The organism is Brevibacterium metallidurans (genome assembly GCF_037101285.1).
In the GTDB taxonomy this organism is placed as follows: Bacteria; Actinomycetota; Actinomycetes; order Actinomycetales; family Brevibacteriaceae; genus Brevibacterium; species Brevibacterium metallidurans.
The window spans coordinates 1-16784 of sequence record NZ_BAAAAF010000008.1 but is presented as its reverse complement, the minus strand read 5'-3'; the positions used below and the strand labels follow the sequence as shown (position 1 = coordinate 16784).

Genomic DNA, 16784 nt, shown 5'->3' with positions numbered 1-16784 from the left:
GAGCGAGGCTAGGGGAGCCGAACGCGCGGCAGATGGCCGCCGGATGGACCGCGGCTGAATCGGCGCGTTCAGCTCTCGTTCACCCGCGGCGCCCCCGTGTGATCGACGCCGAGGGCACGGTTGATGACGAGCCTCTCGCACAGCGTCCACGTGGTCGTCGTCATGAGGTAGAGGGTCGCGGCGAGCGGGACGAAGGCCGCGATGACGGCGGTGATGAACGGCATGAAACTGAGGACCTTCGTCATCCCGCTGAGGTCGGGCATACCCGGCGCCGCCCCCTGGCTGCTATGTGTTCCCGCGCCGGCCTGGGTCCCCTTCGCCGATGCGGTCGGTGCCGCCTCCGGCAGAGGCGGAGTGAGCAGGTGGCGGGAGAGGGCGGCGACCGTGCCGATGAGGACGATGAGGACGGCGAAGAGCAGGCCTGAGACCCAGGTCAGTCCGCCCGAACCGATGAGGCCGACGAAGCTCGAACTCAGCGGGATGCCGAAGAGGGTGTGGCCGAGCAGCTCATTGGGCGCCCCGCCGATCGTCGCCTGGACGAAGAGCCCGTAGACGGCCATGAGCACGGGCGTCTGCGCGAGCACCGGCAGGCAGCCGGCGAACGGGGAGGCCTTCTCCTCCCGGTAGAGCTCCATGAGCTTCTCCTGCATCCGCTGCGGATCGGACTTGTGCTTGGCCTGGAGTTCGGTGATCTTCGGGGCCAGCCGTCGGCGCGTGATCCCCGCCCGCACCTGGGAGAGGCCGACGGGGATGAGCAGGCCGCGCACGGCGATCGTGAGCACGATGACCGCCAGGGCCGCACCGTCGGCTCCGGCAAGGGGTTCGAGGAGATCGCTCAGGGTGGTGACGAGCCAGTAGGCGCCGTCGAGGAGGAGGCGGATGGGCGGGAATTCGTAGATGTTCATGGTGATGTCCTTCGCGTGGTTCGCAGGTTCGTGTGGGAGCGCAGCGGTGCGCTCGAGCCGCCTGAGAGCGACGAAGGATCATCGACGAGAGGTCATCGCGGAGATGGGATCACCGAGGTGGGTTCGCCGAGGTGGGACCGCGGAAGCAGGAGACCCCAGGCGAGACCTCGGGGAGGTCGTCGTTCAGGCGTGAGCGCGAACGACGAAGGAGGGTGCTCTGGCGAGCGTGGTTCCGGGAGTGCCCGGTGCCTCGGGGAGCGGGACGTCGCGGACCTCTGAGGGTTCGCGACGCATCCACGGGCCGTGCGGGGCCAGGGAGAGGACTCTCACGAGCGCTCTGCCCGCCCTCGCCCCCACGGGCGACAGGATCGCCGCACCGAGGATGACGAGGACGAGCAGATGCGCGGGGGATTGGGGGAGGACCGCGTCGAGGTCAGCGCTGAGTACGACGACGATGAGTTGGACTGCCATCCACAGACTCAGCATCGCACCCGCCTTTCCTCTTTGCTGTCGGTACACGATGCTAGCACCGACTCGGGTGTCCCGGCGCACAATCCGCTCCGGGCAGAACCGTCCCGCTCCCGGCGGAAAGCCGTTCCCGACCGCGACGCCGGGTGCGAGCCTGAGGTCATGAACGCACACACCGCCCCGCCGGTCTGGGCCGATGACGAATCGCCGACCGTGTCCCCTGTCCCCGAGACCCAGCGCATGCTCGCCGCCTACCGCACCGTCGTCTTCAACGGCGAACTCCGCGACGAGAACGGGATGGAGATCGTCTCCCGGCTCGTCCTCCTCTCCGCCGAGGATCCCGAGGCCGACATCTTCCTCTGGATCAACTCTCCCGGCGGGTCGGTGCCGATGATGCACGCGATCGCCGACACCATTGCGACCCTGCCGGGCGATGTCGTGACGATCGCGTTCGGGTGGGCCGCCTCGGCGGGGCAGTTCGTCCTCACCATGGGCACCCCGGGCAGGCGCTTCGCCCTGCCCCATGCCCGCATCCTCCTCCACCAGGGGTCGGCGGGGATCGGGGGAGCGGCCGCCGACATCGAACTCCAGGGCGGGGACCTGCGGGCCGTCCGCGACTCCGTGCTCACCCGCATCAGCGAAGCCAGCGGTCAGGCCTTCGAGAAGGTCTTCGCCGATTCGCTGCGGGATCGGTGGTTCACCGCCGAGGCGGCACTCGAGTACGGGCTCATCGACGGAATCGTCTCCTCCCCGGCCGAGCTCTACGCCCCGATCGCGCCGAGGCGGAGACTCGGCGTCACGGCGGGAGCGCGGTCATGAGCCAGTACACGATCCCGCACGTCGTCGACCGGTCGGGGAATTCGGAGAAGATCGTCGACGTCTATTCGCATCTGCTGGGCAATCGGATCATCTACCTGGGCGTGCCCATCGACGACGGGGTCGCGAACACCGTCATCGCCCAGCTCCTCCACCTCGAATCCGTGAGTCAGGAGCTGCCGATCCACATGTACATCAACTCCCCGGGTGGGTCGCTGACCGCGATGACCGCCGTCTACGATGCGATGTCCCATGTCGGTGCTCCCGTGGCGACGACGTGCGTGGGCCAGGCCGTCGCCGATGCCGCGGTGCTGCTCGCCGGCGGTGAGCCGGGCAGGCGGTCGATGCTCGCCCATGCCCGCGTCGTCCTGCGCCAGCCGCATGCCGAGGGGGCGCGGGGGACGATCCCGGATCTCATCGTCGCCGCCGATGAGATCGTGCGTCAGCGTCGCGAGGTCGAGGCGATGCTCGCCGCCGACACGGGGCGCAGTCTCGAGCAGATCCATGCCGACCTCGACCGGGATCTCGTCCTCGACGCCGAGGCGGCGAAGGCGTTCGGGATCATCGACGCGATCGTGTGAGGGGTCCGGGCCGCAGTGGCCGGGCCGCGGTAGCTGGGCCGCGGTTCACGCGGCGAGGGAAAGCTGCGCCCGGCCCACGTCGCTCAGCCGCGCCCGAGCATGCGGGAGGCCTGCGGGCTGCAGGCCCGCGAGTTCGAGCCCCGCGAGCTGGAGGCTGCCGTGCTCGGCATCGGCGGCGGCGAGGACGAGGACCTGAGGGAGGGCGAGTCCGAGGACCGCGGCGATGGCCTCGATGACCTCGGACGACGGATCCTTGAGGCCGCGTTCGACCTCTGAGAGGTACTGGGTCGAGACCCCCGAACGGGCCGAGACCTCGGCGAGGGTGAGTCCGAGCTCTGTGCGCCGCAGTCGCAGGACGCGACCGAGGGCCTCGCGCCACAGGCGGGGTGGGACGGTGCGGGCTGCGGGATCGCGCTGGGTCTCCATGTCCTGAGCCTAGGGCGGGCAGAGGAGGAGGGCGAGGCTTTCTGCTGTGAGCGGATGGACGTTGCCGCTCCACGCGGACAGGCGGTGTCGGGCCGCGAGACAAGGTTTCAAGAACCTTGAAAGTTAAGTTAGGCTGGCCTAGTCAAAATCGCTGGGCCGGTTGCCGGCCCCACTGTCGAAAGGGCAGAGATGTCGCTTCCATTAGTGCGCCGGGCTCTCGCCGCAGGCACCCTCATCGTTCTCGCCTTCACCGCGAGCGCGTGCGGGCAGAACTCCTCGGCCGACGCCGGGTCCGCCTCCGGGGACTTCACCCCGGTGACGATCAAGCACGCCCTCGGTGAGGCGGTCATCGAGTCCGAACCGCAGCGCGTCGTCACCCTCGGCCAGGGGTCGACCGAGACGGCGATCGCGCTCGGAAAGACGCCGGTGGGCATGGAGGAGTACGCGTGGGGCAGCGACGACACCGGCTACATGCCGTGGATCTACGACGCGGTCAAGGAACGCGGGGACAAGCTGCCCGAACAGTTCCAGGGCGCCACCGAACTCGACGTCGAGAAGATCGCCTCGCTCAACCCCGACGTCATCCTCGCGCCGTGGTCGGGGATCACGGCCGATCAGTACAAGCAGCTCGACCAGATCGCGCCGACCGTCGCGTATCCGAAGGAACCGTGGACGATCAAGTGGGATGAGCAGATCACGACGATCGGCAAGGCGCTCGGTCAGGAGGACGAGTCGAAGAAGCTCGTCGAGGACGTCAAGAAGCAGCTCAACGATGCGAAGCGTCCCGAGTACAAGGGTCTGACCTTCTCATTCATCTACAACTCGGGACCCGGCACGCTCGGGGTCTTCTACCCGCAGGAACAGCGCGTGGCGATGGTCTCCGCGCTCGGGCTCACTCCCGACCCGGTCATCGAGGACCTGCGCAAGGAGTACGACGCCCCCGGCACGGACTCCGCGCTCATCGGGCTCGAGAACGCCGACAAACTGAACAACTCCGACCTCATCTTCACCTTCTACTCGGATCCGAAGAACAGGAAGGAGATCGAGTCCCAGAGCGTGTACGCGAACATCCCGGCGATCAAGGCCGGCGCCGTCGTCGCGCCCGAGGACCAGCCCTTCGTCACCGGATCCTCGATCATCAACCCGCTCACCCTGCCCTGGGCGCTCGAGCGCTACGTGCCGATGATCGACGAGGCCGTGAAGAAGCTCGACAAGTAGGACTCAGCAATACCGCTGCGCCATCGCCTGGGCCCTCTCGCCGAGGCGGTGGCGCAGTGAGTCCGGGGCGATGACCTCGGCGCGGTCTCCGAGCAGCCAGAGCGCCCATTCGGCGTGCTCGGCATCCTGGAATCGCACGACGACCTCCACCCCGCCGTCGACCGCAGTGAGCGCACTGCGGTCGACGGCAGTCTCGTACAGGGCTGCCGCACCGGCTTCGTCTGTGCGCACGGTGACCGTGAGCCCAGCCCCTGACCTGCGGAAACGGTCACTGCGCTCGGCCCACAGGGCGGCGAGGTCGACATCCTCGGTGCGCTGCGCCTCCTCGGCGAGGAGTTGCGCCGCACGGACACGGGAGAGCCGATACGTCCGATCCTCACCGGCACTGAGCGCAAGCAGGTAGCCACGGCCGCGCGAGGTGACGAGACCGATCGGATCGACGGTGCGCCACCTCGGCGAGCTGTCGGCCGATCCGTAGTCGAGGCGGAGGCGACAGCCCTGAACCACGCCGAGGCGGATCGGCGTCATCACCTCGGCGTCGATCTCCTCGGCCGGCCGGGGTCGGGCGAGCAGGTCGGCTTCGGGCTCGACGAGGATGCGCCGGGCGATCGCAGCGGCGCCGCCGCGGTGGCTGGCGGGCAGGGCGTCGAGGAGTTTGAGCATGCCCGAGCCGAGGGCGGGAGCGAGTCCGAAGCGGTCGTGGCCGTTGGGGAGGCCGGAGGCGACGAGCGCGAGCGTCTCGTCGTGGCTGAGTCCCGTGAGCTCGGTGCGGAAGCCGGGCAGCAGAGCGAAGCCGCCGTGTCGGCCGCGTTCGGCGAAGACGGGGACGCCGGCGAGCGAGAGCGCGTCGATGTCGCGGAGGATCGTGCGCGTCGAGACCTCGAGTTCGGCGGCGAGGGCATCCGCTGTCATCCTCCCGCGCTGCCGGAGCAGGAGCACGAGGGAGACGAGGCGGTCAGCGCGCATACCGACACTGTATTCCCATACACGACAGGAGATGTCGTGATTATCCGGAAGTCTCATCCGCAGGTCGTCGACCGACGGCGGCCACGGCACAGCCGGCAGATCACGCCGGCCAGGCAGAGGAGGACAGATGGAACGCAGCGCAGTCAACCCGGTCACATGGTCACAGGAGCTCGGCTTCAACCAGGGAGAGCTCGTCACGGGTGCCGTGCGCACCCTCTTTATCTCGGGGCAGACGGCGATGGATTCGGGCGGGCGCCCGCAGCACGACGGTGACGTCGCCGCGCAGCTGAGGCTCAGCCTCGACAATGTCGAAGCCGTCCTCGCCGAGGCGGGAATGGGCTTGGCCGACCTCGTGCGGCTCAACGTCTATACGACGGGGATCGACGACCTCGTCCCGCACTACGGGCAGCTCGCGGCCAGGTTCGCGGCGGTCGGGGTGGCGCCGACGACGACGATGCTCGAGGTCGCCCGCCTCGCCGTGCCCGGTCAGCTCGTCGAACTCGAGGGCATCGCCGTGCAGTGAGCCGCGGCGGGAACCCGATCAGCGGTCGCGCGGGCCCTCCCGTTCGCGGCGCAGTGCGGCCTTGTGCTTCGCCCAGGCGCTCGCGAGGTCGACGTCGTCGATGAGCCACGACATGTAGTCGTTCATGTTCGTCACCCGGGCATGGGCGTCCGTGCCCGGGTCGACGTGGTCGAGCGCTGAGGCGGCGAGCTCGCGCTGGGCCCGCAGGTACGCGTACTCCCGGTCGAGGAACCCGGCCCACACATCGGCGTCCATGATGAACCGGTCGGCACGCGTGCCCACCGGGCGGACCCGGCGGACGAAGCCTGCCTCGATGAGCCGCCTCGTCGCCGTCGACACGGTGCCCGCGCTGATGCCGAGCACCTCGACGAGCTCGGCCGCGGTGACCCCGCCCGCGGAGTCGAGCAGCAGGTAGCCGGCGATGCGGCCCTCGAGCTCGGACCCGCCCGACATCGTCCACATCGTGCCGAAACGGGTGCTGAACTCGCGGCGGAAGGCGCTGGGAGGATCGGCGACCATCAGCTCAGCGCGCTCATCTTCTTCCAGTCATCCCAGTCATAGACCCAGTCGGAGATGTCGCTGTCGTCGGTGGACAGGTTCACCGAGGAGTCCTTGACGATGACGGGGTCACCGTAGAGCGCGGAGTCGTAGTACTCCTTGGCCCGCGCGGTGCTCAGGTTGATGCAGCCGTGGGAGACGTTCGCCGATCCCTGCTGCCCGACCGACCACGGGGCCGCGTGGACGAACTCGCCGTTGTTGTGGATGCGCACCGCCCACTTCACCGGGGTCGTGTACCCCCACCGGGCTGAGGTCATCGTGTAGTCCGAATGCTTCGACATGACGACGTGCACGCCGTTGTACGACGGTGCCTTCGCCGATCCGAGCGAGGTCGGGAAGTCCATGACCTTTCTGCCGTCGCGGGTGACGACCATGCGGTGGGTCTTCGCGCTCGCCTCGACGATCTGCTCCCGGCCGACCTCGAAGTCGATCGACAGGTCGTTCTTGCCCGTCCGGTCCTCGGCCATCGGCACGTTCTTCAGCGGCGCATCGACGGAGACCTTCGAATTCGCCGGCCAGTAGTCCTTCGGGCGGAAGTGCAGGCGCGACTCCGGATCGTCCGGCAGCCATGCCCACGACCCTTCGACCTCGCGCTTCTTCCCGTCCATGTCCGTGACGTCGACCGTGAGCCGGTGCTCGACGTCGTCCCGGTACTTCTTGGCCACCTTCGAGCCGAAGGTGAGGATGATCGGGGCCGCCACCCCGACCGTCTGGTCGTCGGCGAGGACGGTGCGCACCGCCATCGGATCCCCGCCCGCGTCGTCGACCTTCGCCGAGGTGGTGAACTCGTGGTCCTTGCCGTCCGGGGTCGTCGCCGTGGCCGTGAGGTCATAGGTGCTCGAGGCGACGAGATCGAATCGCGAGGTCCACGAGGCGGCGTCGTCCGGGGCGCTGACCGGGGCATCCGTCGCCGAGGCGGTCGGGCTTTCGGTCGGCGCCGCAGGGTCGGTCGCGTCGGAAGTGGCGGTCGCGTCGGGGGAGGTCAGGCCGCCGGCGTTCGCGTCCTCCGCCGTCAGTGCCGTCCCCTTGGAATCGAAGAACGTACCGGGGTCCGTGGTGATGCGCGGGTGGTCGGCGTCGGTGATCGTCACATCCTTGAGCACAGCTCCTTCGACGCTCAGGCTGATCCGCTTGCCCGCCTCGACGTCGATCGACGAACCCGAGTCGACGGTTTCACCGGACAACGCCGCGGTGGGGGCGGCGGAAGCGCTGGGACTCCCGGTCGCCTCGGCGTCCTTCTCGGGTGTCCCGGTGTCGTCGACGGCCCCGACGCGGAAGACCGGGGCGGGGGAGGTCGTGACGTCGGCGGAGTCGCCGTCGCGGGTGGCGGAGGAGTCGGAGCTCGAAGGGGTGCAGGCGGCCAGCAGCGTCAGTGCTGTGACGGCAGCGACTGCCCCGGAGAATTTCGTGCGTGACAAACTGGGGACCTCGTTCGGAGACGGAGTGGAGAACCGGATCCATGCTAGGAAAGCCACATCTCGAAACGATGTCGGATGGTATCGCTGACCGGCGGAAAAGGCTCCTGATAACGGCTCTGACCTGGGGAATCAGTCAATTGGGGAGTTGCCGAATCGTGATCTTGGGTAGAGAGGACTCCCCGTGCACCCGCCAGAGCTCGCTTACCCTTGCTGCCTTCCGGCCCTGGGGGAGTTCACAAGATGACGCCGCACGGGGAGCCGTGGACCAGTCTAGGGGAGAGGGTGCGCGGGGGACAAAATGAGCGTGTGCGAACTCGGTCACGCACGGCGTCTCACGCTTCCCGCAGGCGATCCGCCTTGTCGCGGAGGACGGCGGCCTCACGGTCATTGACGGCGAGCTCGGCGGCGCGGTCGAACTCGGTGAGCGCCTCGGCGGTCCGTCCTGCTCGGGCGAGCAGCTCCCCGCGGACGCTGGGCACATGATGGAACCGGGCCAGCGCACGAGCGATCCCGCTGTCCTCGATGACGCGCAGACCCGCCTCGGGAGACTCGGCCTCGGCGATCGCGATCGCCCGGTTGAGCGTCGTCATGGGAGACGGGGCGACGGTTTCGAGCTCACCGTAGAGCTGCGCGATGCGCTCCCAATCCGTGTCCGGGAACCTTCGGGCTGAGGCGTGGACGGCCGCGATCGCCGCCTGCAGCGTATACGGTCCGCTTCCCGTTCCCGGGGTCTGCGCCGTGTGCAGAGCCTGCGCCGTTGGCACTGCCCTGGCCGCGTGCAGCCTCTCCGCCCTGTGCAGGGACCTCTCACCGAGGCGGATGAGCGACCGATCCCAGCGGCTGCGATCCTGGTCGGCCAGGAGGATCGGCGTCTCGTCGGGGCGCAGGCGTGCCGGGAAGCGTGCGGCGGTGAAGGCCATGAGGGCGATGAGCCCGTGGACCTCGGGCTCCTCGGGCACCAGTCCCGCGGTGATGCGGGTGAGCCGGAGGGCGTCCATGGACAGCTCCGGTTTCATCCAGTCGGCGCCTGCGGTCGCGACATGACCTTCGGAGAACATGAGGTAGAGGACGGAGAGCACCGAGGTGAGCCGACCGGGCCATTCGTTCGCCGGCGGCAGCTCGAAGGGAACCTCGGCCAGAGCCAGGGTCTTCTTCGCCCGCACGATGCGCTGCTGGACGGTGGCGACCGGGACGAGGAACGCCCTCGCGATCTCCTGCGTGGTCAGGCCGCCGACGACCCGCAGGGTGAGCGCGAGCTGGGCTTCCCTGCCGAGCACCGGGTGGCAGGAGATGAAGATGAGCCGGAGCACGTCGTCGTCGATCGTGTCCGGATCCCACGGCAGCGCCCCGGCGTCCGATGCCTGCTCGTCTTCGAGTCGGTGGCCGATCTCGGTCACCCGGGTCTCGAACCGCTCCCGGCGCCGCCACGAGTCGATGGCTCGGCGTTTGGCCACGGTCATCAGCCAGCCGGCGGGGTTCGCGGGGATCCCGGTGGCGGACCACGAGGTCAGGGCCTCGGTGAGCGCCTCCTGCGCGAGGTCCTCGGCGAACCCGAAGTCGCCGACGTGGCGGGTCAGGGCGGCGACGATCTTCGCCGCCTCGATCCGCCACGTCGCCGCGAGCACCCGGGACACCTCGGTGAAGGACGACTCCACGGCAGGCGGTTCGGCATCGAACGGTCCCGGGCGCCCGGCAGGTGCGTCGGTCATCAGCCGCGGCCGACCCGACCCTCCTCGATCCACTGCTGCTCCTTCTGGATCCATTCGTTGTCCTGCGGGAAGTCCTCGGGTCCGGTGACGCGGCGGATCTCCATCTGGGAACCTGCACCCAGGGGTGCGCGCTTGGCCCATTCGATCGCCTCCTCCTTCGAGGACACCTCGAGCATCCAGAACCCGTTGAACAGCTCCCGCAGCTCCCCGTAGGGACCGTCGGTGACGACGGGATCGTCCTCGCCGAACTCGACGACGGCGCCTTCTGAGGCATCGGAGAGACCCGCGCCGTCGACCATCACCCCGGCTTCGATCATCGACTCGTTGTACTTGCCCATGGCCGCGATGATCTCGTTGAAGTCGGTGTTCTCGAAGGTGTCCACGGCCGCCTGGTCGACGGTGCGCATGATGAGCATGTACTTCATGATGACTCCTGTGTCGGAAGGTGCGAGGACCCCGGACGGGACCCTCTCATGCACTGCGTCGAACAAGCCTACGTGCGGATCGACACAGTGCCGAAGATTGTTCCCTGAACTTCTCCCAACCAGGTCGAGACCACAGTGTTACCACCTCGTGACTCCACCGCGACACGACTTCGGGGCTCCTCTGCTTAGGGTGGAGTGTGCCCTTTCCCTGTCCTCAAGGAATCATGCATATCTTCCGCCGCGTCATCCTCCCCTCGGCCTTCCTCTTCGTGCTCCTGCTCATCGCAGGTCTGCTCGCGTGGATCGCGTTCAAACCGGCGCCCGAGGACGGTTTCGACTCCACCTCGGCGACGGGGCAGCCGCAGGGATCGTCGGTGTTCGCCGAACGCGGGTCGATCGCGAACTCCCTCGAACTCAAGGGGTCGATCGCCGTCGACCCGCCCACCGCGGTCAAGGCCGACCATGAGGGCACGGTCAACCACTTCTTCGTCGAACCCGGCGACGATGTGCTCGAAGGGGCACAGCTGTTCCAGGTGAGGTCCACGGGTGAGGCCCCCGCTCCCGCGGGCGGCTCTGACACAGGCGATGCCGGCGGTGCCGCCGAGGCTGCACCGGCTCCTGCGAAGCCGAAGTACTACACCGTCGTCGCCCCCGCCGACGGCACGGTCGGGGACTTCTCCGTCGACAAGGACGCCACGGTGACCGCTGAGACCGAGGTGACCCAGCTGCTCAAGGACTCCTTCACCGCGCAGGCCCCGATCCCCGCCGTCGACCTCTACCGGGTGCCGAAGCTGCCGAAGACCGCAACGATCGCCATCACCGACGGTCCCGCCCCGTTCGACTGCACGGCCCTGCGCCTCGACCAGGGCGGATCCGTGAAGAACCCGCCGAACACCGATCCCAGCACCGAGGACGGCGACGCGCCGGCGGACACCGGTGCGGACACCTCGGCGACGGGGGACGGACCCAAGCTCATCTGCACGATCCCGGAGAAGCAGACCGTCTTCAACGGCCTCGAGGCGACGATGACCGTCGACGCGGGAGCGGCCGACGACGTCATCGTCGTCCCCGTCACCGCGGTGCGCGGACTCACCGACAAGGGCACCGTGTGGGTGCTCGACGACAACGGTGAGGCGACGGAGCGGGCGGTCACGCTCGGCCTCAACGACGGGGCGATGGTCGAGGTGAAGTCCGGACTCGAGGAGGGCGAGGAGGTCTCCGAGTTCGTCCCCGGCACCGAACCCCAGGACGAGGGCGACATGTCCGATGACATGTCCGGTGGGGAGTTCGACTTCTGATGGCGGACGCACCACTCCCGCCGGCACCCGAGGCGTCGGTGCCGCTGCTCAGTCTGCGACACGTCGCCAGAACCGTGCCCATCGGGGAGGGGAAGCTGCTGACGATCCTCGCCGACATCAACTTCACCGCAAGCGCCGGGGAGCACATGGGCATCGTCGGCCGCTCCGGCACCGGCAAGTCGACGCTGCTCAACATCCTGGGCCTCCTCGACGCCCCGACCGGGGGAGAGATGGAGTTCGCCGGCGAACCCGTCCATGCGATCTCCCGGAACCGGGCGGCGAAGATCCGGGGTCGCGACGTCGGCTTCGTCTTCCAGCAGTTCAACCTCCTGCCCGGGCGCTCCGCGGTCGAGAACGTCGAAGCCCCGCTCATGTACGGCACCGGGAAGGAGTTCCGGAATCGGCGGCGCATCGCCTCGGAGATGCTCGATCGCCTCGGCCTCGGCGACCGGCTCGAGTCGAAGCCCAACCGACTCTCCGGCGGTGAGCAGCAGCGGGTCGCGATCGCCCGGGCGCTCGTGCGCCAGCCGAAGATCGTCCTCGCCGACGAACCCACCGGCGCCCTCGACGTCGAGACCGGTCAGCACGTGATGTCCCTGCTCGACGGGATCACCCGCGAATCGGGGGCCGCGCTCGTGACGATCACCCACGATCTCAGCATCGCGAACATGGCCACGCGGCGGTACTCGCTCTTCCGTGGGGCGCTCCACCCCATCGCCGACGGCGCGACCGCGGAGTCGCTGGTCGGAGGTGTGCGATGATCTCAGGTTTCCTCGCCTCGATCGTCGAGGCCTGGCAGGAGCTGCGCGTCCACAAGGTCCGTGTGCTCATGTCCCTCATCGGCGTCGGCGTCGCCGTGTGCGGCCTCACCCTCGTCGTCGGCTTCGGCGACATGATGCAGAAGGGCATCGCCGACAGCTTCGAGAAGTCCGGGGGCCGGGACTCGACGTACACCTACTACCTCGTCCCGGCCTCCGGTGAGCCGAGTGCGAAGGACGCCGAACGGGTCGAGCTTGCGTTGACTGAGACGCAGAAGCGCTTCGGCATCGACTACGTCTCGGCGCTGGCGACGTATGAGACGAAGCTGCAGGGACCGTCCGGTGCGGTGGCGACCTCGGTGAGCGTCGTCGACCCCGACTACAACGTCATGCACCGCGTCACGGTCGATCGCGGGCGCTGGTTCTCCGACGCCGACGCTGAGAACATGTCGCCGCCGATCGTCGCCGACGAGGTCTTCCTCGACCTCTACGGGATCGACCCCGGGTCCCTGCCGGCCACGGTCGAACTGCCCGGCCATCAGGCCGGGACGGCGACCGTCATCGGTATGGTCCCCGGCGGTGACCTCGCCGCGGAGTCCGGCAGCGTCTACGTCCTCAACGGCCAGGAGCAGAAGTTCATAGCGGATGCGACGGCTCCGACGGAGTTCGAGATGTGGCTGCCGCCGGAGACCGCGACGGAACTGAGCAAGCAGGTGACGACCGAACTCAAGCGTCAGCTTCCCGGCTTCAGCGTCGATGCCATGCGCACCGATATGGGGGCGATGGGCGAGGATCCGCTCGGACCGGTCCAGAACGTCCTCCTCGTCATCAGCGTGCTCATCCTCTTCATGGGCATGCTCGGCCTCGTCAACATCTCGATGGTGACGATCCAGCAGCGGATCCGCGAGATCGGCATCCGCAGGTCCTTCGGGGCGACGAGCCGGCGGATCTTCTTCTCCGTGATGATGGAGAGCGTCGTCGCGACGACCCTGGCCGGTGCCGTCGGCGTGCTCATCGCCGTCCTCGTCCTCAAGGCCCCGGTCATCGGCGAAGTCCTCTTCGAGGGCTCGGCGACCCCGCAGGTGCCGGTGACCGCGGTCATCGTCGGCATGCTCGTCTCGATCGGCATCGGCGCGCTCGCCGGCCTCGTCCCCGCGCTCGTGGCGATGCGGGTGCGCATCATCGACGCGATCCGGGCGTAGTCGTCCGACCCTCGCCGAGGCGGACCCCGGTGGGCACGGTCCCGCCGTCCCGCCTCGGCGAAGGAGGGCACGGTCCCGCCGATCCGCCTCGGCAAGGGTGGGCACCGCCGCCTCGGCGAGGTCAGGCGGCACCCGCCCGGTGCACGCGCAGCAGGACGAGGGCGCCGGCTCCGAAGATCAGGCTGAGCGCGATCTGGGTGAGGCTGGCGAGCGCGAACGCGTCGTCGTAGCCGAACCGGGCGGTGAAGACGTGGAACAGGGCGCCGAGGAGGGCGACGCCGACGGCGATGCCCGCCTGCTGCATCGTCGCGATGAGTCCACCGCTGAGTCCCGCCACCCGGTCGGGCACAGCACTGACGACGGTGCCGACGAGGGGACCGAACTGGAGGGCCTGACCGGCCCCGAGGACGAACCCGGGCAGCTGGATCCACAGGTTGAAGTCCCGGCCTGCGGCATCGGCGACCCAGGCGACGCCGAGGAGGCCGAGGGTCTGCATGCCCGTGCCGAGCAACATCGTGCCCGGTCCGCTCAGACGTCTGACGACGCGGGGGACGAGGAGGGAGACGATGAGGAACGAGGCGGCGAAGAGGCCGAGGGTCAGCCCCGAGACGTACGCGGGATCGCTGTGCCCGGTCTGGCTGGTCAGGGCGAAGTTGAACAGGAACGTGCCGAACCCGCCGAAGAAGACGAAGGACATGATCATCCCCACCCACGCAGCGGGGGCCCGGACGACCTGAGGTGGGATGAGCGGGTCGCGGCCGCGCGCCTCGGCGACGGACTGCCAGACGGCGAACGCACCGAGCGCGAGCGCGGAGAGGACGAGGAGACCGGCCGGCAGGGGCACCCAGCCGGTGACGGGTCCGAGGGCGAGGCCGATGACGAGGCCGACCATGCCGATGCCGAGCAGTGCTGCGCCGATGAGGTCGAGCGGGGCCGGGTCGGGGGTGCGGGATTCGGTGAGCCGGAGCGAGCCGAGGAATGCGGCGAGCGCCACGACCCCGCAGCTGAGGAACGCCGCCCGCCACCCCCACTCGTCTCCGAAGGCAGAGATGAGACCGCCGCCGATGACCTGCCCGCCGACGGTGCCGACCCCGGAGAACGCCCCGAAGAGGCTGATCGCCTTGAGCCGCTCGGCGCCGGTGAGTGCGTGCTGGATGCTCGCGAGGATCTGCGGCATCATCACGGCCGCCGCGAATCCCTGCACGGTGCGGGCGATGAGGAGTTCGGCCGGTCCCGGGGCGAGGCCGACGGCGACGGAGACGACGACGAGGGCCGCGGTGCCGAGCGTGAAGAGGCGGCGGCGTCCGAACCGGTCGCCGATGCGCCCGCAGAGGATGAGTCCCGAGGCGAAGGCCGCGGAGAAGAGGCCGACGACGAGCGCCGAGGCGGAGTCCCCGGCCCCGAGCGCCGTCTTCACTGCGGGGATCGCGATGTTCGACACGGAGAACATATAGGTGGCGAGGAACGCCCCGACGTAGAGCGGCCAGAGGACCGCGCCACCCGGCGCGGGGTGGGGCTCGGTCGCCGCTGTCTCGGTCGGGGGCATGGTGCGGGCGGTCACCTCGGCGGTGTCGGCGGCAGGGTTGCGTCTCATGGGACCAGTCTCGGACGGAATGCCTGCCGGTGGGAGGGCGTGGACATGGTGGTGGTCGGGCCACCTGGATCGCGCCGTCGGCCCGGGCGGACAATGGGAATATGGCACACGTGAGAACCTCCGAACTCGGTCGCTTCCTCAAGTCACGTCGGGATCGGGTCCGCCCGTGTGACGTCGGGCTCGCCAAGGGCGCCCGCCGCCGGGTTCCGGGGCTGCGACGGGAGGAGGTCGCGGTGCTCGCGAACATCGGCACGAGCTGGTACACGTGGCTCGAGCAGGGGCGTGAGGTCCACCCTTCGGAGTCCGTGCTCGAATCCATCGCCGAGGCGCTCCTGCTCGACCCCGAGGAACGGGCGCACCTCTTCCTCCTCGGCGGGTATCCGGATCGGGTGACGAATCCGGGGAACTCGGCGGTGGGGGAGCAGCTGCGGACTCTGCTCGACGAGGTGCTGCCGCTGCCGGCGATGGTCACCGATCCCCGGTACACGATCCGTGCCTTCAATCCCGTCGAACGCTACCTCGTCACCGACCTCGCCGAGGTGGTCCCCGCTGACCGCAACTGCGTGATCCAGGCGTTCGAGAACCCCGAGTGGGCGTCGATCTTCCACCCGCTGTCCGAGCACAAGCGGATCCTCGTCGCGAAGCTGCGGGCCGCGTATGCCGAGACCCTCGAGGATCCCGAGTGGGGGCCGCTGCTCGAGCGGCTCGGGCGGTTCGAGGAGTTCCGCACACTGTGGGATTCGGGCAATGTGGGCCGGACGCCCGGGCGGACGAAGACGATCGAGAACCCCTACGTCGGCACCCTCAACCTCAAGATGACCACGCTCATCGCGCAGGAGAACCAGCGGCTGACCCTGTCCGTCTACCAGCCCGTCGACAAGGTCACCCGCTCCCGGCTGGAGACCCTGCACGGGTGGATCGAGGACGGCAGCATCGAGAAGCGGCGGGAGGCCGTGGTCGCCGAGCGGGCCGTCGCGCGGGCGGCTGAGCGCGCCGAGGCGGGGGCGGAACGCGCCGTTCACCTGCGGGTCGTGTGATGGTTCACACTTCGCCGCAGCGATTTCGCATTGCGGTCACGACTCGGATAAGCTGATCCGCGGAGGATTCGCCTAGTGGCCTATGGCGCTCGCCTGGAACGCGGGTTGGGTTAACGCCCTCAGGGGTTCGAATCCCCTATCCTCCGCCACACGAAGCCCCTCGCTCGATCAGTTCGAGCGAGGGGCTTCGGCGTACGCGGGGCGGAGTGCGGCGCAGCACTCGCAGTTGCGGCTCGCCACCGCGCGGTTTTCGTGCACACGCTCTGGACACATCCATACCAAGCGGATGAAAACCGAGCGGCAGCATCGCGGCGGTTCCCATTGCCTCACCAGCGGGCCCACGGCCCCGTCGCGGTCAAGAAGTCCACACTCTGCGTACAGATGAGCAACTATGGAGACGTCCTGCGAGCGGGGAGTAGAGAAGCATTTCAGAGTTTCCTGCAACCAAAACACTCAAGGTACCGAATTCGGATCCTCAGTTGCGTCGTCGTAGTTGTTCGTACTGATGTCGAGTGATTGCACGGTGACGTATTCAACTACGCCAGTGCGCACAGTAAGGTTCAGTGAGTCGCCGACCGAATCATCGAAGGGAAACTCATGGGCGTTATGCTCGGCATCGGTGCTGCTCTTGTGTTGAAGGCAGTGGGTGGTGTCATAGCGTCGAAGCAACACTCCCGGTCGGCGGGGGTCTGATCGGTGGAGTGTGCAGATGGCGCGGGTGGGGTTGTCGTTCAGCGACAGGTCGGAGATCTCGTCGGCCTCGAAAGCGGGCTGGTCGGTGCGGAGGATCGCCCGTCACCTGGGGCGTTGCCCGTCGGTGATCTCGCGGGAGCTTCACCGGAACTCGACGAAGACCCGCGGCTACCAGGCCGTGACCGCAGA

At 68.6% G+C, this 16784-nt stretch carries 18 protein-coding genes, 1 tRNA gene and 1 other RNA gene; 10 read left to right on the top strand and 10 right to left on the bottom strand.

Annotated elements, in window-relative coordinates:
- Positions 1-68: 68 nt before the first annotated feature.
- Both AACX88_RS10950 and AACX88_RS10945 read right to left on the bottom strand, forming a co-directional pair.
- Positions 69-905, bottom strand: a complete 837-nt coding sequence (locus tag AACX88_RS10950) for a YidC/Oxa1 family membrane protein insertase (protein WP_339393046.1) — start codon at positions 903-905, stop codon at positions 69-71.
- A gap of 183 nt (positions 906-1088) precedes the next feature.
- Positions 1089-1376 carry a hypothetical protein gene (locus tag AACX88_RS10945; RefSeq protein WP_339393045.1) on the bottom strand — a complete coding sequence of 96 codons (288 nt, stop codon included), beginning with the start codon at positions 1374-1376 and terminating at the stop codon, positions 1089-1091.
- 159 nt (positions 1377-1535) lie between these two features.
- Between AACX88_RS10945 and AACX88_RS10940 the strand changes: the two genes are divergently transcribed.
- On the top strand, positions 1536-2192 hold the full coding sequence (locus tag AACX88_RS10940) for a ClpP family protease (RefSeq protein WP_339393044.1): 657 nt from the start codon (positions 1536-1538) through the stop codon (positions 2190-2192).
- Positions 2189-2770, top strand: coding sequence for a ClpP family protease (locus tag AACX88_RS10935; RefSeq protein WP_339393043.1), 582 nt, complete (start codon positions 2189-2191; stop codon positions 2768-2770). Before AACX88_RS10940 ends, AACX88_RS10935 begins: the two co-directional genes overlap by 4 nt.
- A gap of 45 nt (positions 2771-2815) precedes the next feature.
- Here AACX88_RS10935 and AACX88_RS10930 read toward each other — a convergent pair whose 3' ends face one another.
- Positions 2816-3196, bottom strand: a complete 381-nt coding sequence (locus AACX88_RS10930; protein WP_339393042.1) for a helix-turn-helix domain-containing protein — start codon at positions 3194-3196, stop codon at positions 2816-2818.
- 189 nt (positions 3197-3385) lie between these two features.
- On the opposite strand from AACX88_RS10930, the gene AACX88_RS10925 reads away from it, so the two are divergent.
- Positions 3386-4414, top strand: coding sequence for an iron-siderophore ABC transporter substrate-binding protein (locus AACX88_RS10925; RefSeq protein WP_339393041.1), 1029 nt, complete (start codon positions 3386-3388; stop codon positions 4412-4414).
- 3 nt (positions 4415-4417) lie between these two features.
- Here the strand turns inward: AACX88_RS10925 and AACX88_RS10920 are convergent, their stop codons facing one another.
- A complete protein-coding gene (locus AACX88_RS10920; RefSeq protein ID WP_339393039.1) occupies positions 4418-5380 on the bottom strand; it encodes a helix-turn-helix transcriptional regulator in 963 nt (320 codons plus the stop codon).
- 127 nt (positions 5381-5507) lie between these two features.
- Here AACX88_RS10920 and AACX88_RS10915 point away from each other — a divergent pair, with 127 nt between their 5' ends.
- Positions 5508-5903 (top strand): RidA family protein, encoded by a 396-nt coding sequence (locus tag AACX88_RS10915; RefSeq protein WP_339393038.1) that lies wholly within the window; start codon positions 5508-5510, stop codon positions 5901-5903.
- A gap of 18 nt (positions 5904-5921) precedes the next feature.
- On the opposite strand, the gene AACX88_RS10910 is transcribed toward AACX88_RS10915, so the two are convergent.
- The 5 genes from AACX88_RS10910 to AACX88_RS10890 all read right to left on the bottom strand — a co-directional run bounded on the left by AACX88_RS10910 (position 5922) and on the right by AACX88_RS10890 (position 10013).
- Positions 5922-6422, bottom strand: a complete 501-nt coding sequence (locus tag AACX88_RS10910) for a GbsR/MarR family transcriptional regulator (protein ID WP_339393037.1) — start codon at positions 6420-6422, stop codon at positions 5922-5924.
- On the bottom strand, positions 6422-7879 hold the full coding sequence (locus AACX88_RS10905; RefSeq protein ID WP_339393036.1) for a L,D-transpeptidase: 1458 nt from the start codon (positions 7877-7879) through the stop codon (positions 6422-6424). The genes AACX88_RS10910 and AACX88_RS10905 overlap by 1 nt, the downstream gene beginning before the upstream one ends.
- Positions 7880-8046: 167 nt before the next feature.
- An RNA gene (gene ffs / locus AACX88_RS10900) (signal recognition particle sRNA small type) lies at positions 8047-8142 on the bottom strand.
- Between the two features lie 69 nt (positions 8143-8211).
- Complete coding sequence (locus AACX88_RS10895; protein ID WP_339393035.1) at positions 8212-9588, bottom strand: RNA polymerase sigma factor; 1377 nt, start codon at positions 9586-9588, stop codon at positions 8212-8214.
- Positions 9588-10013, bottom strand: a complete 426-nt coding sequence (locus AACX88_RS10890) for a YciI family protein (protein ID WP_339393034.1) — start codon at positions 10011-10013, stop codon at positions 9588-9590. The genes AACX88_RS10895 and AACX88_RS10890 overlap by 1 nt, the downstream gene beginning before the upstream one ends.
- 224 nt (positions 10014-10237) lie before the next feature.
- On the opposite strand from AACX88_RS10890, the gene AACX88_RS10885 reads away from it, so the two are divergent.
- Genes AACX88_RS10885 through AACX88_RS10875 form a run of 3 tightly spaced genes read left to right on the top strand, consistent with a single transcriptional unit; the run spans position 10238 to position 13271 of the window.
- Complete coding sequence (locus tag AACX88_RS10885; RefSeq protein WP_339393033.1) at positions 10238-11311, top strand: efflux RND transporter periplasmic adaptor subunit; 1074 nt, start codon at positions 10238-10240, stop codon at positions 11309-11311.
- The gene (locus AACX88_RS10880; RefSeq protein WP_339393032.1) at positions 11311-12072 is read left to right on the top strand and encodes an ABC transporter ATP-binding protein; all 762 of its coding nucleotides are present in this window, start codon (positions 11311-11313) and stop codon (positions 12070-12072) included. Before AACX88_RS10885 ends, AACX88_RS10880 begins: the two co-directional genes overlap by 1 nt.
- Entirely contained in the window at positions 12069-13271 is a 1203-nt protein-coding gene (locus tag AACX88_RS10875; protein ID WP_339393031.1) for an ABC transporter permease, read from the top strand. Before AACX88_RS10880 ends, AACX88_RS10875 begins: the two co-directional genes overlap by 4 nt.
- A 121-nt stretch (positions 13272-13392) precedes the next feature.
- Here AACX88_RS10875 and AACX88_RS10870 read toward each other — a convergent pair whose 3' ends face one another.
- Positions 13393-14865 (bottom strand): MFS transporter, encoded by a 1473-nt coding sequence (locus AACX88_RS10870; RefSeq protein WP_339393030.1) that lies wholly within the window; start codon positions 14863-14865, stop codon positions 13393-13395.
- A gap of 101 nt (positions 14866-14966) precedes the next feature.
- Between AACX88_RS10870 and AACX88_RS10865 the strand changes: the two genes are divergently transcribed.
- From AACX88_RS10865 to AACX88_RS10855, 3 genes are all read left to right on the top strand, one after another.
- On the top strand, positions 14967-15902 hold the full coding sequence (locus AACX88_RS10865) for a helix-turn-helix transcriptional regulator (protein WP_339393029.1): 936 nt from the start codon (positions 14967-14969) through the stop codon (positions 15900-15902).
- 61 nt (positions 15903-15963) lie between these two features.
- Positions 15964-16051, top strand: a tRNA-Ser gene (locus AACX88_RS10860).
- A 560-nt stretch (positions 16052-16611) separates the two neighbouring features.
- The coding region (locus tag AACX88_RS10855) for a helix-turn-helix domain-containing protein (protein ID WP_339393160.1) at positions 16612-16784 on the top strand (173 nt) is incomplete at its 3' end.

Bases quoted from the DNA above. Each gene is read 5' to 3' on its own strand.
- AACX88_RS10950 (WP_339393046.1), bottom strand. From the start codon at position 905: ATGAACATCTACGAATTCCCGCCCATCCGCCTCCTCCTCGACGGCGCC.
- AACX88_RS10945 (WP_339393045.1), bottom strand. From the start codon at position 1,376: ATGGCAGTCCAACTCATCGTCGTCGTACTCAGCGCTGACCTCGACGCG.
- AACX88_RS10940 (WP_339393044.1), top strand. From the start codon at position 1,536: ATGAACGCACACACCGCCCCGCCGGTCTGGGCCGATGACGAATCGCCG.
- AACX88_RS10935 (WP_339393043.1), top strand. From the start codon at position 2,189: ATGAGCCAGTACACGATCCCGCACGTCGTCGACCGGTCGGGGAATTCG.
- AACX88_RS10930 (WP_339393042.1), bottom strand. From the start codon at position 3,196: ATGGAGACCCAGCGCGATCCCGCAGCCCGCACCGTCCCACCCCGCCTG.
- AACX88_RS10925 (WP_339393041.1), top strand. From the start codon at position 3,386: ATGTCGCTTCCATTAGTGCGCCGGGCTCTCGCCGCAGGCACCCTCATC.
- AACX88_RS10920 (WP_339393039.1), bottom strand. From the start codon at position 5,380: ATGCGCGCTGACCGCCTCGTCTCCCTCGTGCTCCTGCTCCGGCAGCGC.
- AACX88_RS10915 (WP_339393038.1), top strand. From the start codon at position 5,508: ATGGAACGCAGCGCAGTCAACCCGGTCACATGGTCACAGGAGCTCGGC.
- AACX88_RS10910 (WP_339393037.1), bottom strand. From the start codon at position 6,422: ATGGTCGCCGATCCTCCCAGCGCCTTCCGCCGCGAGTTCAGCACCCGT.
- AACX88_RS10895 (WP_339393035.1), bottom strand. From the start codon at position 9,588: ATGACCGACGCACCTGCCGGGCGCCCGGGACCGTTCGATGCCGAACCG.
- AACX88_RS10890 (WP_339393034.1), bottom strand. From the start codon at position 10,013: ATGAAGTACATGCTCATCATGCGCACCGTCGACCAGGCGGCCGTGGAC.
- AACX88_RS10885 (WP_339393033.1), top strand. From the start codon at position 10,238: ATGCATATCTTCCGCCGCGTCATCCTCCCCTCGGCCTTCCTCTTCGTG.
- AACX88_RS10880 (WP_339393032.1), top strand. From the start codon at position 11,311: ATGGCGGACGCACCACTCCCGCCGGCACCCGAGGCGTCGGTGCCGCTG.
- AACX88_RS10875 (WP_339393031.1), top strand. From the start codon at position 12,069: ATGATCTCAGGTTTCCTCGCCTCGATCGTCGAGGCCTGGCAGGAGCTG.
- AACX88_RS10870 (WP_339393030.1), bottom strand. From the start codon at position 14,865: ATGAGACGCAACCCTGCCGCCGACACCGCCGAGGTGACCGCCCGCACC.
- AACX88_RS10865 (WP_339393029.1), top strand. From the start codon at position 14,967: ATGGCACACGTGAGAACCTCCGAACTCGGTCGCTTCCTCAAGTCACGT.